13 protein-coding genes and 1 pseudogene are annotated in these 14,029 nt (G+C 67.1%); 7 read left to right on the top strand and 7 right to left on the bottom strand.

Annotation, left to right across the window (positions count from 1 at the left end):
• Positions 1 to 28: 28 nt before the first annotated feature.
• The gene (locus OU998_RS03380; RefSeq protein WP_267515439.1) at positions 29 to 862 is read right to left on the bottom strand and encodes an ABC transporter permease; all 834 of its coding nucleotides are present in this window, start codon (positions 860 to 862) and stop codon (positions 29 to 31) included.
• 340 nt (positions 863 to 1,202) lie between these two features.
• Between OU998_RS03380 and OU998_RS03375 the strand changes: the two are divergent.
• A pseudogene (locus OU998_RS03375) lies at positions 1,203 to 1,740 on the top strand (GcrA family cell cycle regulator).
• Between the two features lie 415 nt (positions 1,741 to 2,155).
• Here the strand turns inward: OU998_RS03375 and apaG are convergent.
• Complete coding sequence (apaG, locus tag OU998_RS03370; RefSeq protein WP_267515438.1) at positions 2,156 to 2,563, bottom strand: Co2+/Mg2+ efflux protein ApaG; 408 nt, start codon at positions 2,561 to 2,563, stop codon at positions 2,156 to 2,158.
• 81 nt (positions 2,564 to 2,644) lie between these two features.
• On the opposite strand from apaG, the gene OU998_RS03365 reads away from it, so the two are divergent.
• The gene (locus tag OU998_RS03365) at positions 2,645 to 3,670 is read left to right on the top strand and encodes a 2'-deoxycytidine 5'-triphosphate deaminase (RefSeq protein ID WP_267515437.1); all 1,026 of its coding nucleotides are present in this window, start codon (positions 2,645 to 2,647) and stop codon (positions 3,668 to 3,670) included.
• A 109-nt stretch (positions 3,671 to 3,779) separates the two neighbouring features.
• Here the strand turns inward: OU998_RS03365 and OU998_RS03360 are convergent, their stop codons facing one another.
• Entirely contained in the window at positions 3,780 to 5,045 is a 1,266-nt protein-coding gene (locus OU998_RS03360; protein ID WP_267515436.1) for an MFS transporter, read from the bottom strand.
• An 83-nt stretch (positions 5,046 to 5,128) separates the two neighbouring features.
• On the opposite strand from OU998_RS03360, the gene dapE reads away from it, so the two are divergent.
• The 3 genes from dapE (at position 5,129) to OU998_RS03345 (ending at position 8,185) form a co-directional block, all read left to right on the top strand.
• Entirely contained in the window at positions 5,129 to 6,316 is a 1,188-nt protein-coding gene (gene dapE, locus OU998_RS03355) for a succinyl-diaminopimelate desuccinylase (protein WP_267515435.1), read from the top strand.
• A 103-nt stretch (positions 6,317 to 6,419) separates the two neighbouring features.
• Positions 6,420 to 7,715 carry a S41 family peptidase gene (locus tag OU998_RS03350; protein WP_267515434.1) on the top strand — a complete coding sequence of 432 codons (1,296 nt, stop codon included), beginning with the start codon at positions 6,420 to 6,422 and terminating at the stop codon, positions 7,713 to 7,715.
• 14 nt (positions 7,716 to 7,729) lie between these two features.
• Positions 7,730 to 8,185: a MarR family winged helix-turn-helix transcriptional regulator gene (locus OU998_RS03345; RefSeq protein ID WP_267515433.1), complete on the top strand. Its 456-nt coding sequence runs from the start codon at positions 7,730 to 7,732 to the stop codon at positions 8,183 to 8,185.
• A 12-nt stretch (positions 8,186 to 8,197) separates the two neighbouring features.
• On the opposite strand, the gene OU998_RS03340 is transcribed toward OU998_RS03345, so the two are convergent.
• On the bottom strand, positions 8,198 to 9,511 hold the full coding sequence (locus OU998_RS03340; protein WP_267515432.1) for an amidohydrolase: 1,314 nt from the start codon (positions 9,509 to 9,511) through the stop codon (positions 8,198 to 8,200).
• An 87-nt stretch (positions 9,512 to 9,598) separates the two neighbouring features.
• On the opposite strand from OU998_RS03340, the gene OU998_RS03335 reads away from it, so the two are divergent.
• Positions 9,599 to 9,949, top strand: coding sequence for a hypothetical protein (locus OU998_RS03335; RefSeq protein ID WP_267515431.1), 351 nt, complete (start codon positions 9,599 to 9,601; stop codon positions 9,947 to 9,949).
• 41 nt (positions 9,950 to 9,990) lie between these two features.
• Entirely contained in the window at positions 9,991 to 10,422 is a 432-nt protein-coding gene (locus OU998_RS03330; RefSeq protein WP_267515430.1) for an SRPBCC domain-containing protein, read from the top strand.
• Positions 10,423 to 10,434: 12 nt separating this feature from the next.
• On the opposite strand, the gene OU998_RS03325 is transcribed toward OU998_RS03330, so the two are convergent.
• The 3 genes from OU998_RS03325 to OU998_RS03315 are packed head-to-tail and all read right to left on the bottom strand — an operon-like array spanning position 10,435 to position 13,898.
• On the bottom strand, positions 10,435 to 11,415 hold the full coding sequence (locus OU998_RS03325) for a type II secretion system F family protein (protein WP_267515429.1): 981 nt from the start codon (positions 11,413 to 11,415) through the stop codon (positions 10,435 to 10,437).
• 10 nt (positions 11,416 to 11,425) lie between these two features.
• The gene (locus OU998_RS03320; RefSeq protein WP_267515428.1) at positions 11,426 to 12,406 is read right to left on the bottom strand and encodes a type II secretion system F family protein; all 981 of its coding nucleotides are present in this window, start codon (positions 12,404 to 12,406) and stop codon (positions 11,426 to 11,428) included.
• 4 nt (positions 12,407 to 12,410) lie between these two features.
• Positions 12,411 to 13,898: a CpaF family protein gene (locus tag OU998_RS03315; protein WP_420709827.1), complete on the bottom strand. Its 1,488-nt coding sequence runs from the start codon at positions 13,896 to 13,898 to the stop codon at positions 12,411 to 12,413.
• Positions 13,899 to 14,029: the final 131 nt, after the last annotated feature.

Here is a 14,029-nt window from a genome sequence, read left to right as displayed (position 1 = left end):
CCCGGAACAATCCGCCAGCGTTAGCCGCCTAGCTCTTCAGACGCCAGCCAGAGCGGAACACCAGCCAGCAGACGACGCCCATCACGACCATCAGCACGGCCGAGCCGATCACGCCGACGGTCAGATTGCTCTCGGCATGGCCGATGAAGCCGTAGCGGAAGCCGTCGATCAGATAGAAGAAGGGGTTGTAGCGGCTGATCGACCGGAACGGTTCGGGCAGGTTGTCGACCAGATAGAAGGTGCCCGACAGGAAGGTCATGGGCATGACGATGAAGTTCTGGACCGCCGACAGATGGTCGAACTTCTCGCTCCACAGGCCGGCCAGCACGCCGGTCATGCCCATGATGAAACTGGCCGCCAGGGCGAACCAGACGATGGCGAAGACATTGGCCACGCCCAGGGGCGCGAACGGCAGGACGCACACGGCTGTGACCAGGCCGACCACCGCGCCGCGCGTCGCCGCGCCCAGCGTAAAGCCCAGGGTCAGCTCCAGCGGGCTGAGCGGCGGGGTCAGGAAGTCGGTGGCGGTGCCCATGATCTTGGCCTGGATCAGGCTGGACGAGGCGTTGGCGAAGGCGTTGTTCAGCACCGCCATCATGATCAGGCCGGGCGCCACGAACAGGGCGAAGGGCGTGCCGTGCAGCGGCGGCCGGGCGTCCTGAAGCGCGACCACGAAGACCAGCATATAGAGCAGGGTCGTCACCACCGGCGCCGCCACCGTCTGGGCCCCCACCTTCCAGAACCGCCGCACCTCGCGCAGGTACAGGGTCTGAACCCCAATCCAGTTGACGCCCGGATAGCGACGCGGTTGCGGCAGGCCGGCGGGGCGGGTGGAGATCAGGTTCGGCGCGGTCTCGGTCATGGGCCGCCAGATGCGCTTTGGGGCAGGTCTTCGCAAGGGCGGGCGGCGATGGAGCCGGCGCGGCCTGAGTGAAAAGTGAGCGAAGGGGTGAGCGAGAGGTGAGCGAAGGCTACGCCCGGCGCCAGCCCCTTTGGCTCACCGCTTGCTCACTTCGCTCACCCCTCGCTCACTTTCGGCCCCCGCAGCCTTAACCTTAACGAAGATTCAATATCTGGTTTCTGTGGACGGTTGATTCGCACATCTTGCGTCTCTTAACGGCTGGTTTACGATTAGTGGTAGGTCAAGACCCCGGAGGGGGAACCTGAACCTAGATATTGAATCCAAACTCGCTGAGGGTGGCATGACCGCAGGCTGGACCGACGACCGCGTAGGCGCGCTGAAGAAACTCTGGCTTGAGGGCCAGTCCGCGAGCCAGATCGCCAAACAACTGGGCGGCGGGGTCACCCGCAACGCCGTGATCGGCAAGGTGCACCGTCTGGGCCTGTCGGGCCGGGCCGCCCCGTCGCAGCCGGCGCGCACCGCCACGACCTTCCGGACCACCCGCCCGCGTCCGGCCGTGACCACCGCCCAGGCGCCCCCAGCCCTCGGCCCCGCGCCGCCTTGAGGCCGTCCAGCCCAAGCCGGTTCAGCCGGCCGCCCCGGCGCCCGCTCCGATCCCGGATCTGCCGGGCACGGCCACGGTGATGACCCTGGGCGCACACATGTGCAAATGGCCGATCGGCGACCCGTCGTCACGCGAGTTCAGCTTCTGCGGCCGCCGCGCCTCGGAAGGCGTCTATTGCGTCGAACACGCCCGCGTCGCCTACCAGCCGCAAGTCCGCCGTGGCTCCAAGGAAAGCGGCTCCGACCTGGCCCGCAGCCTTAGGCGTTATATCTAAGGGCGCTATCGCGCTTCGCGCTACTTGAGCGCGGCGCTTCGCGCAGGGCGCACGAACGCGCTCAAGTCGTGAGCGACCGCGTCGCGAACATAGCGCCACAAAGAGATGCTCCTTATGGAGCCGACCTCCCCCTCGCCGGTTCGCGCAAGCGGCCGGCGAGACTCCAGGGGGCGGGGCTGCGGTTCATCCGGGTTGACGCAGCCCCATCCGCCTACAGCGTTCTTCACTTTCGTCATCCTACGACAAGCCGCCTCTCAGCGGCGCAGATCGGGGGACCCAGCGGCGCCGAAGGCGATACGCCCGCCGCACAAATGTCTGACAAGGGAGTCCGCGACAGGGTCGCGCTCACGCGCGCCGCTGGGTTCCCCGGTCTCGCTGCGCTCGCCGGAGAATGACGAAAGATGAGGAGCCGAACCTAGTTCAACACCCGCCGCGCATCGGGCGTATCCAGCGAGAAGGCCGGAATCTCCGCCTCGAAACTGCGGCCGTCTGCATCCGTCATATAATAGGCCCCGACCATCGACCCGCTGTCCGTGCTCAGCGGGCAGCCCGAGGCGTAGGCGTAGCTGCCGCCCGGTTCGATCACCGGCTGTTCGCCGACCACGCCGGGGCCGCGCACCTCTTCGACATGGCCGTGACCGTCGGTGATGGTCCAGCGGCGCGCCATCAGTTGCACCGTCGATCCGGTCAGGTTCACGATCTCGATCTGATAGGCCCAGACCCAGCGGCCTTCGTCGGGGTCGGACTGGCCCGCCAGATAGGAGGGCCGGACCCGGATCAGGATGCCGTTCGATTCGGCGGTATAGGCAGGACCATCGTGCATGGGCTATATGCTCGCCCCGCCGCGCGCGGGCTGCAAGCGCGACTTGGAGACAAGTCGAGAAAACCGTGTGAGACAGACGCCATGAGTTCCTTCCAAGCGCCCCGTCCCGGCATCCTGCCCGCCCAGTCCATCGAGACGCTGATCGCCACCGGCGCCATCACGTCCGACACCCCGTTCGATCCCGACCAGGTCCAACCCGCCAGCCTGGACCTGCGCCTGTCCGACCAGGCCTGGCGCGTGCGCGCCTCCTTCCTGCCCGGCCGCCGCAAGGTCGAGGAGCGGATCGCCGACGTGGCCATGCACGCCATCGAGATAACCGATGCGGGCGTCGTGCTGGAAAAAGGCTGCGTCTATATCGTGCGCCTGCAAGAGCGGCTGAAACTGCCCCAGGGCCTGATCGCGCGCGCCAATCCGAAAAGCTCGACCGGGCGCGTCGACGTCTTCGTGCGGCTGCTGACCGACCAGGGCGCCAGTTTCGACGATGTGGCCGAGGGCTATAACGGGCCGCTCTATATGGAGGTCGCGCCCCAGACCTTCTCCATCCTGGTGCGGCCCGGCACCCGGCTGAACCAGCTGCGCCTCAAGGCCGGCGATCCGCCCAAGCTGGAGACCCGCTCGGTCGGCGTCGATCTGCAAGGCGGCGACATCGTCGGCTTCCGCGGGCGTCGTCATGCGGGGGTGGTCGATCTGGACCATATCGACGGCCATGACCCGCGCGACTTCTGGGAGCCGCTGACGCTGCGCCGTGGCGAGCTGCTGCTGGATCCGGGCGAGTTCTATATCCTGGCCTCGTCCGACGATGTCGAGATCCCGGTCGATCAGGCCGCCGAAATGACCCCCATCGATCCGTCGGTGGGCGAGTTCCGCGTCCACTACGCCGGCTTCTTCGACCCTGGCTTCGGCACGGACGAGGCGCATGGCGCGGGGTCTAAGGGGGTGCTGGAGGTCCGCACCCACGACACCCCCTTCCTGCTGGAACACGGCCAGATCGTCGCCCGCCTGGTCTACGAACCCCTGACCGAACGCCCCAGCCGCCTGTATGGCGAAAGCGGCAGCCACTATCAGAACCAGGGCCTGAAACTGTCGAAGCATTTCAGGGTGTGGTGAGGTCGGGTGAGCGAGGGGTGCTAGTGAGCAAGAGGTGAGCCGATGTGGCAGACGCCGCACTCCTCTTCGCTCACCCCTTGCTCACTAGCACCCCTCGCTCACTCCCCACTCACGTCAGCCGATCCGCCTTCCGCAGCCCGGGGAACATCGCCGACCAGGCGCCGGTCGCCGCCAGGGCGCCGAAGCCGCCGAACACCGCCGCCCCGACCGCGCCCAGCATCCGCACCATGACCCCGGAATAGGCCTCGCCCAGCTCGTTCGAGGCGCCGATGAACAGCATCGACACCGACGAGACCCGGCCGCGCATATGGTCGGGCGTGGCCAGCTGGATCAGGGTCTGGCGGATATTGACGCTGATCATGTCCGCGCCGCCGCCGATCAGCAGGGCCAGGGCGCTGAGCCAGACGATCTTGGACAGGCCGAAGGTCAGGGTGCACAGGCCGAACACCGCCACCGCCGCGAACATCCACCGGCCGCCGTGCCGCACGATGGGGTAACGGCTCAGATAGATGGCCACCGCCATGGCGCCGACCCCGAACGAGGCCCGCAACAGGCCGAACCCCTGGGGCCCGACGTGGAGGATGTCGCGCGCGAAGATCGGCGTCAGCAGGGCCACGCCGGCGAACAGGACCACGACCAGGTCCAGGGATATGGCGCCCAGGACGATCTTGGTCTTCCACACATAGGCCAGGCCCTCCTTGACCGAGTCGATGGGCGACAGGGGATTGGCCTGGGGCGCGGGCTTGCCGCTGGTGCGGATCAGGATGAAGGCCGCGACCGCCAAAAGGAACATGCCCAGCGACACCGCATAGGCCAGGGGCACATTGACCCCGACGATCACCCCGCCCAGGGCCGGGCCGGCGATGGCCCCGGTCTGGAAGGCGATGGACTGGGCCGCGATGGCGGGCGGGAGGGCCTTGCGACCCACCACCATCGGCAGGAAGGCCTGGCTGGCCGGCGCCAGGAAGGCCCGCGCCGCGCCGAACAGGGCCGCGACCGCCAACAGGCCCCACAGGGGCGGGTTTCCGTGCAGGGCCATGGCCAGGAACGACCCGGCGCAGGCCGCCTCGACCAGGATGGAGATCCATACCGTCTGCTTGCGATCACGCCGATCGGCCATGGCCCCGGCCGGCAGGGTGAAGGCCAGCAGCGGCAGGAACTGACACAGGCCGACCAGGCCCAGATACAGGCTGGCCTGCTCAATCGGATGGTCGCGCCGGGCGATCTCATAGACCTGCCACAACAGGGCCGAGGACTGGATCTGGATCGCCAGCACGGCGACCACGCGGCCGAACCACAGCAGGCGGAAATCGCGGATGCCCCACGGACTGGAGGGGGGACTGGAGGGGGCGGTGTCGGTGGAGTCTGAGGTCACGGTCTTCGGGGAGGCCTTCGTATAGGGCGAACCGTCACGGTGGACGTAGCGATCTTCGTGCGATGTCCCTAAAGCATAGGCGCATGAGCCGCGCATCAACTCCTGTGATCGATCCTGTCGAACTGACCCGCGATCTGATCCGTATTCCGTCCGTCACCCCCGCCGACGAGGGGGCCATGGATGTGCTGGAACGCCATCTGACGACCCTGGGCTTCACCTGCCGCCGGCTGGCCTTCGAAGGTCCGGGGGGCGAAGGGGTCCATGCGCGGATCGAGAACCTGTATGCGCGGCGCGGGACCGCCTCGCCCAATCTGTGTTTCGCCGGCCATACGGACGTGGTGCCGACCGGGCCGTCGGAACAGTGGTCGTCGCAACCCTTCACCGCCGAGGTCAAGGACGGCGTCCTGTACGGCCGGGGCGCGGTGGACATGAAGGGCGGGATCGCCGCCTGGGTCGCCGCCGTGTCCCAGATCCTCGCCGAGGGAGAGGTCGAAGGCTCCCTCTCCTTCCTGATCACCGGGGACGAGGAAGGTCCGGCGCTTCACGGCACCAAACGGGTGGTCGAGACGCTGATGGCCGAGGGCGAGGTGATCGACGCCTGCGTGGTCGGCGAACCCTCGTCGTCGCAGCATCTGGGCGACATGATCAAGGTCGGGCGGCGCGGCTCGCTGAACACCTGGATCACGGTCACGGGCAAACAGGGCCACGTCGCCTATCCCGAACGGGCGGCCAATCCGGCGCCGGTGATCGCCCGGCTGATGAGCCGGCTGAACGACCATGTGCTGGACGACGGCTATGAGGGTTTCCCGCCGTCGAACCTGGAGATCACCAGCATCGACATCGGCAATCCGGCGACCAACATCATTCCGGCCGAGGCCAAGGCGCGGCTGAACATCCGCTTCAACCCCAGCCATACGGGGGACGGCCTGATCGACTGGCTGAACCGCGAGGCCGGCGCCATGCAGGCCGAGACCGGGCTGCAGATCACCCTGGAGCACCTGTGTTCGGGCGAGGCCTTCCTGACCGAGCCCGGCGTCTTCGTCGCGGCGGTGCAGGACGCGGTCGAGGCCGTCGCCGGCCGCCGGCCCGAGGCCTCGACCACCGGCGGCACCTCCGACGCCCGCTTCATCCGCGCCCTGTGCCCGGTGCTGGAACTGGGCCTGGTCGGCCAGACCATGCACCAGATCGACGAACGAGTGCCGACGGCGGAGCTGGAGACCCTGACGGCGGTCTATCGCCGGGTGATCGAGACGGTGTTCGAGCGGCTATAGTCCACACGGCGGTCATCGCCCCCAAATGCACCACAACCGGCCAATGCGGATTGACATCGACCCATCATGAAACATATTGCGCAATATGTTTCATGATGGGTCGATGATGTTCTCACGGTTTGCTCTCTCCTTGTTCGCCGTCGCCGCTCTGGCCCCGACCTCAGTCTCCGCCCAGACGCTGGATCAAGGGGCGCAGCGTGAGGTCGTGTCCCAACTCGAAACCACGCTGCGGCAGAACTACGTCTATCCCGACCGTGTCCCCGCGCTTTCCGCCGAACTGGCCACACGGGTTCGTGCCGAGCCGGTCGAGAGCAAGGCGTTCGCGGAAAGCCTCTCGCAGGGGCTGGTCAAGGCCAGCAACGACCAGCATTTCTCCATCGCCTTCGATCCCGACGAGGTCGTCGCCGCCCGCCTTTCGAAAGCCGAAGGCGACGCGACGACCCAGGCCCGGCGCGACTTCGAACAGGCGGCCAATTTCGGATTTCGCGACGCCCGGCGGCTGGACGGAGATATCGCCTATATCCGCTTCGACTTCTTCGCCGACCCTCAGTACGCCCAGGATACGGCCGTCGGAGCCATGCGCTTTGCCGAGGGGGCCAAGGGGATCATCTTCGACCTTCGCTACAACAACGGCGGCGTGCTGGAGATGGCCCAGTTCCTGATGAGCTACCTCTACCCCGCCGGCAAGGAACAGGAATTCTTCGACTATAATTACAACGACAGCGGCACGCGCGTGGAACGCGGCCAGTGGAGCCTGGCCGCCGTGCAGGGCCAGAGGTCGGGGACGGTTCCGGTCGTGGTGCTGACGGGATCGACTTCGTTCTCTGCGGCCGAATGGATGGCGTTCTCGCTGCAACGCCTGGGCCGCGCTACCGTGATCGGTGAACGAACGGCGGGCGGCGCCCATCCAGTAACCCGCGTGCCGGTGAACGATCGCTTTATGCTTCAGGTGCCGATCGGCCAGATCCGCGATCCGATCAAGGGGCAGGATTTCGAGGGCGTCGGCGTGATCCCCGACCTCGCCGTACCGGCTTCGGACGCCCTGCTGACGGCGCAGAAGTTCCTGCTTCAGAACCGGGCGGACGCAGGCGACAAGGACGCGCAATGGTCTCTGGTCCCGGTCGCCTTCGCGCTCTCGGGCGAGGCCATCAATTCTACGGACTTGGACGCTGCGGCCGGAGCCTATGAAGGTCGAACCCTCGTTCGCACCCGGACCGGCCTGGCCTACCACTGGCGCGACCACTCCGTTCTCGCGCTGGATCCGATCGGCGAGGATCTGTTTGCGGTACAGGGGACGGACGATTACCGGTTCCGGGTGGTACGCAAAAACGGCGTCGTCTCCAGCCTGGAGCGCGTGTGGAAATCCGGCGAGAAGGCTGTCTATCGCCGTCTGGATTGAGAGCTGTTGGACGAATGATCGAGCTGAACCGAACCTTCCTGGGCCGTCTCAGCGAGCAGTTGAGCGAACTGATCGAGCAACAGTCGGCCGAGGTGTTTCAGCGCGCCGGCATCGTCATTCCGGTCAAGTCATCGTCCTTGATGGCCGCCATCGAGACCCTGGGCCCCGTCTCCATCGCCGATCTGGTGCGGGCGCTGGACCGCTCGCACCAGCTCATTCAGCAGAAGATGCCGAAATTGCTGACGCTGGGCCTGGTCAGCCGCCGTCCCAATCCCGACGACCAGCGCGTCATGCTGATCGAGCTCACCGACAAGGGGCGCGAACAACTGGCCCTGCTGGACGCCCTCGATGACCAATTCGATCGCGCCTACGCCGAAATGGAAGCCGACGCCGGCCCGGTGTTCGACACCATCGGCCGCGCGATCAAATCCCTGAAGGCGCGGCCGTTGAGCGAGCGGATGGCGGGTTGAAAAATGGAGAGCCTAACTCCGCTCCAAAAACCGTAGCGCCGTCAGGACGTGCGTCTTCACGCCCAGCGGCAAGACCTTCTCGTTCGGTGAGAACTCCGGCGAGTGGTTCGGGGCGGACTGTGACGGGTCCACGCCGTCAGGACTGGCCCCAAGGTGGTAGAAGACGCCGGGGATGGCCTGCTGGAAATAGCTGAAGTCCTCGGCCACCGTGGTTGGGGGCGTGGCGGGGTTGACGTTGCCGGGGCCCGCCGCTTCGGTCAGGACCGGGGCCAGCCAGGCGGACAGGCCGGGGTCGTTGAAGACCAGGGCGGCGTTCTGTTTGACGCCGAACTCGGCGGTCGCGCCGTAGGCGGCGGCGACATGGTCGATGGCGGTCTCGGCGCGGGCGACCAGGGCGTCGCGCTGGGCGACGTCGAAGGTGCGAAGCGTGCCCGACAGGGTCGCGCTGTCGGGGATGATGTTATAGCGGACGCCGGCGTTCAGGGTGGCGATGGTGAAGACGGTCGGGGTGGTGGTCGGATCGACCGTGCGGGCGGTCAGGGTGTTGACCGTTTCGATCACCTGGCCGGCCACCGCGATCACGTCCACGCCGCGCCAGGGCCAGGCGCCGTGGGTCTGTTTGCCCTTCAGCACGATATCGACCCGGTCCGAGGCGGCCATGAAGCCTTCGGGCCGATAGAAGACGCTGCCCGGACGGCCGGGCACGACGTGCAGGCCGAAGATGGCCTCGGGCTTGGGATTGTTCAGCGCGCCCTCGGCGATCATCAGGGCGGCGCCGCCCTTGGGTTCGCCGGGAGGTGCGCCCTCCTCCGCCGGCTGGAAGATGAAGACCACCGTGCCGGCGATCTGGTCCTTCATCCCGGCCAGGACTTCCGCCGCCCCCATCAACATGGCCATGTGCATGTCGTGGCCGCAGGCGTGGGCCACGGGAACCGTATTGCCCATATAGGTTCCGGTGGCGGTGGAGGCGAAGTCCAGTCCCGTCGCCTCCTGCACAGGCAGGGCGTCCATGTCGGCGCGCAGGGCCACGACCCGGCCCGGACGGGCGCCGTGCAGAACCCCGACGACCCCGGTCTTGCCGACCCCGGTGCGGACCTCAAGCCCCAGGGCGCGCAGATGGTCGGCGATGACGGCGGCCGAGCGGGTCTCGGCGAAGCCCAGTTCGGGATGCTGGTGGAAGTCGCGGCGCCATGCCGTCACCTGGGGCGTCACCCGCTGGACGGCGGCGTCCACGGTCGCCGCATCGACCTGAGCCTGAGCCTGGGCAGGGGCGGCCCCCGCCGCGAGCAGCAGCGTCAGGGTGGAGACGGCGAACAGGCGGCGCATGTGAAGATCCTGTGAAATCGTGACCGTCGCAGGATGGGGGCGCCGGGGCCGCTTGTGCAACGACCATCGCTCGGCGACACTGGAATCATGGCCAAGCCGATCAAGAGCACGACGACCGAGTGGCGCGACGTCGTGCTGGTGTGTCGCAAGTGTTCGAAGAAGCTGGACGGCGGCTTCGGGCCGGACGGCGACCTGACGCTGAAGAAGGCCCTGCGCAAATATCTGCACCTGAAGAAGGGCAAGAAGGGGCGCAAGGGCGCGCTGACGGTGGCGGGAACCGACTGTTTCGACCTCTGTCCCAAGGGCGGGGTGGTGGCGGTGAACGCCGCCCATCCCAAGAAACTGCTGATCATCCCGGCCGGCGCCGACCTGTTCGAGGTCAAGACGCGTCTGGGGCTGGACGACGGGCGGCGGCTGAAGGTGGTCGTTCCCGACTGAGACGCCTTTCCTCCGCCGCCGAGCCGTGCCAGATCGGCGGAATGGACGACACGAAGATCGAGAAACGCGCCGGCGTGCGAGCGACCTCCGACCGGATCTGGGCGTTGGTCAGCGACCTGTCGCGCTGGAGCGAATGGAATCCGTATGAGACGGGGGTCGAGGGCGCCATCGCCTTCGGCGGCCAACTGAGCCTGAGCGAGGCCTTTCCAGGCCAGCCCGAGCGAGCCGCGACGGCCCGCGTGGCCGACTGGCGGCCCTATGTGCGGCTGGTCTGGACCGAGAACCGGGGCTTCCTGTTCCGCACCCTGCGCTACATCGACATCGAGGAGCTGGACAAGGGCAGCTGCATCATCTCGTCGGCGCACAAGTTCGCGGGGCTGAGGGGCGAACTGTTCCACGACAAGCACCGGATCGCCCTGCGCGACGCCCACCAGGACATCGTTGATCGGCTGAAGGCGGCGGCGGAAGCCTGATCCAGAGGCTGGTCAGCCCTTGGCCATGGTGTCCATGATGTTCAGGATCGCCGGGCCCAGGATGACGATGAACAGCACCGGCAGGAAGAACAGGATCATCGGCACGGTCAGCTGGGCCGGCAGGGCCGAGGCCTTCTTCTCGGCCGTGGACAGGCGCAGATCGCGGTTCTCCTTGGCCATGACCCGCAGGGCCGAGGACAGGGGCGTGCCATAGGTCTCGGCCTGGGTCATGGCGACGGCGACGGATTTGACGCCGGGATGATTGGTCCGCTTGCCCAGGTTCTCATAGGCCATGCGACGGTCGGGCAGATAGGACAGCTCGGCCGACAGCAGGGACAGTTCCTCGGCCAGGTCGATGGACGACGTGCCGATCTCCTGGCTGACCTTGGCGATGGCCGCCTCGATCGACATACCCGCCTCGACGCAGATCAGCAGCAGGTCGAGGGCGTCAGGGAAGGCCTGCATGATCGAGGTGCGGCGCTTGGTGATCCGGTTCTGCAAGAACAGGTTGGGCGCATAGAAGCCGGCCACGGCGGCGGCCATACAGGCGGTGATCTTCTGCATCGTGGGCCAGTCCACGATCTTGATCACGAACATGTAGAAGGCCGCCACCACCAGGAAGAGGAAGGGCGAGGCGAAGCGGAAGAAGTAGAAGGTGGTCAGGGGGCGCGGCCCGCGATAGCCGGCCTGGGCCATCTGGTCGGCGACCTTGGGATCTTCCAGCAGCTGGGTCAGGTTCAGCCGGTCCACGACCCGCTTCTTGAAGCCGCCGTCGTCGGTGTGACGCAGGCCGCCCGGACCGCTGTGGATGGCGGCGCGCGACCGACGCTTCAGCTCGTCGCGGCGTTCGGACACGGCCTTCATCCGCTTGTCCAGCTTGACCCCGCCGGTCATCGACGACAGCAGGGTCAGGACGGTGGCGAAGACCAGCACGCCCACGCCGAGGCTGAGCAGGTTCTGCGGATCGGTGATGAAGCGGATGAAGCCGTTCATGGTCCCCGCCTCAGATCTTGAACGAGATCATGCGCTTCATCACGAAGACGCCCAGGCTCATCAGGGCGGCCGCGACCAGCAACAGGAAGTTGCCGCGCATGTCGGTGAACAGGATCATCATGTAGCTGGGGCTCGAGAACATGACCATGGTCATGACCGCCGGCGGCAGGGCGGCGATGATGCCGGCCGAGGCCAGGGCCTCGGACGACAGGGCCTTGACCTTCTCGGCCATCATCCGGCGGGCGCGCAGCACGGTCGACAGATTGCCCAGGGCCTCGGCCAGATTGCCGCCAGTCTTCTGCTGGATGGCGATGACGATGGTGAAGAAGCGCAGCTCGGGCGTGGGCATCTGTTCGAACATCTTGTCCAGCGCCTGTTCCAGCGTCATGCCGACGCCCAGGGCCTCGACCAGTTTCTTGAACGCCGGCCCCAGGGGCGCGGGGCTCTCGCGGGCGATGATCTTGAAACACTCGTGGACCGGCAGACCCGACTTGATGCCGCGAACGATGACGTCCACCGCATTGGGAAACTCGAGCGAGAATTTCTTCATCCGCCGCTTGGCCAGGAATCCGACGACCCAGCGCGGCAGGCCCAGGCCGGCGATCACCCCAACGCCGAGCGCCATCAGGATATTCAGCCCGCCCAGAAGGGCGGCGAAGCCGGCGATCAGGCCGACGACGGCGCTGGCGATATAGAAGGTCCGGATGCTGATCGTCAGGCCGGCCTGTTTCAGCTTGGCGGCCATATTGGCGCGCGCCTTGCGCTCGCGCCGCTCGGCTTCCTGAAGCTGGACCATGATCTGTTTGCGCCGCGCCTCGGGCGTATTGGCGGCGGCGGCGGCCTTGCGAGCGGTGGCGGCCTCGCGCTTGTTCTCGCCCAGGCTCTTGGCGCGTTTGACGGCCTGGCCCGAGGAATCGTCTCCGCCGACGAAGACCCAACCCAGACCGCCGATGGTGATGAAGGCGAGGACCGCCGCGAGGATCGGCAACATGTCCCTACTCCGCCGCGTCGAGGGCGTCGGCCAGTTCGCGCTCCAGCCCATAGTAGCGCGCGCGGTCCCAGAAGCGGGGACGGGCGATGCCGGTCGAGCGGTGGCGGCCGATGACCTTGCCGTGCTCGTCTTCGCCGGTGATGTCGTAGACGAACAGATCCTGGGTCACGATCACGTCGCCTTCCAGCCCAACCACCTCGGTGATGTGGGTGATGCGGCGCGAGCCGTCGCGCAGGCGCGCGGCCTGGATGATGACGTCGACCGAGCCGACGATCATTTCACGGATGGTCTTGGACGGCAGGCCGTAGCCGCCCATGGTGATCATCGATTCCATCCGGCTGATGGCCTCGCGCGGGGAGTTGGCGTGCAGCGTGCCCATGGAGCCGTCGTGGCCGGTGTTCATGGCCTGCAACAGGTCGAAGGCCTCGGGGCCGCGCACCTCGCCGACGATGATCCGTTCGGGACGCATCCGCAGACAGTTCTTCACCAGGTCGCGCATGGTGATGGTGCCCTGGCCCTCCAGGTTCGGCGGCCGGGTCTCCAGACGCACCACATGCGGCTGTTGCAGCTGAAGCTCGGCGGCGTCCTCGCAGGTGATGACGCGCTCGGTCGGGTCGATAAAGGCCGTCAGGGTGTTGAGCAGGGTCGTCTTGCCCGAGCCGGTACCGCCCGAGATGACGATATTGCAGCGCGAGGCGCCGATGACGCCCAGGACGCGCGCGCCCTCGGGACTGATGGACTTGTAGTCCACCAGATTCTTCATCGTCAGCTTGTCTTTCTTGAACTTCCGGATCGTCAGGGTCGGGCCGTCCAGCGCCAGGGGCGGGGCGATGACGTTGACGCGCGATCCGTCGGGCAGTCGGGCGTCGCAGATCGGGCTCGACTCGTCCACGCGGCGGCCCACCTGGGACACGATCCGCTGGCAGATATTCATCAGCTGGTTGTTGTCGCGGAACCGGACATTGGTCAGTTGGACCTTGCCCGCGACCTCGATGAAGACCCGGCCGGCGCCATTGACCATGATGTCGGCGATGTCGTCGCGGGCCAGCAGCGGCTCCAGCGGGCCGTAACCCAGGACGTCGTTGACGATGTCCTGAACCAGATGCTCCTGCTCGGCGACCGACATGGAGACGTTCTTGATCGCCACCAGTTCGGCGACGATGTCGCGGATCTCTTCCGATGCGGCCTTGGTGTCCAGCTGGGCCAGCTGGGCCAGGTCGATGGTGTTCATCAGCGCGTTGAAGATGGTGGTCTTCGTGGCGTGGTAATAGTCGCTCTGTTCCCGGACGATCTCGGCGACCGCCTGGGCCTTCTTCAGCTGTTCGAAGCCGGCGGTGGCCTTGGGACCGGCGCCCGGCTTTCCGCCCTGCGCGGCGGCGGGTTGGGGCGCTTCCGACGCTGGGCGCGAGGCCAGGGCGTCGAGGCGGTCAGCTTTGGCGGCTGCGGTCGCCTCGGAAGATGCGCCGCCGAACTGGGCAGGGGCGTCGGCCATGGCGAACGCCTCGGCCACCGGCTCGACGTCAGCCCCCCCGAAGGCGAAGGCCTCGGTCTGCACGCCGGGTGCCGGCTGGCGCGGGGCGCTGGACGCATCGGTCGCGCCGCCCGCGGGACGCAAGGGGACCG

Origin of the sequence: Brevundimonas sp. SL130, from assembly GCF_026625805.1 — a bacterium.
Classification (GTDB): domain Bacteria; phylum Pseudomonadota; class Alphaproteobacteria; order Caulobacterales; family Caulobacteraceae; genus Brevundimonas.
This window is presented reverse-complemented; position numbering and strand designations above follow the sequence as displayed.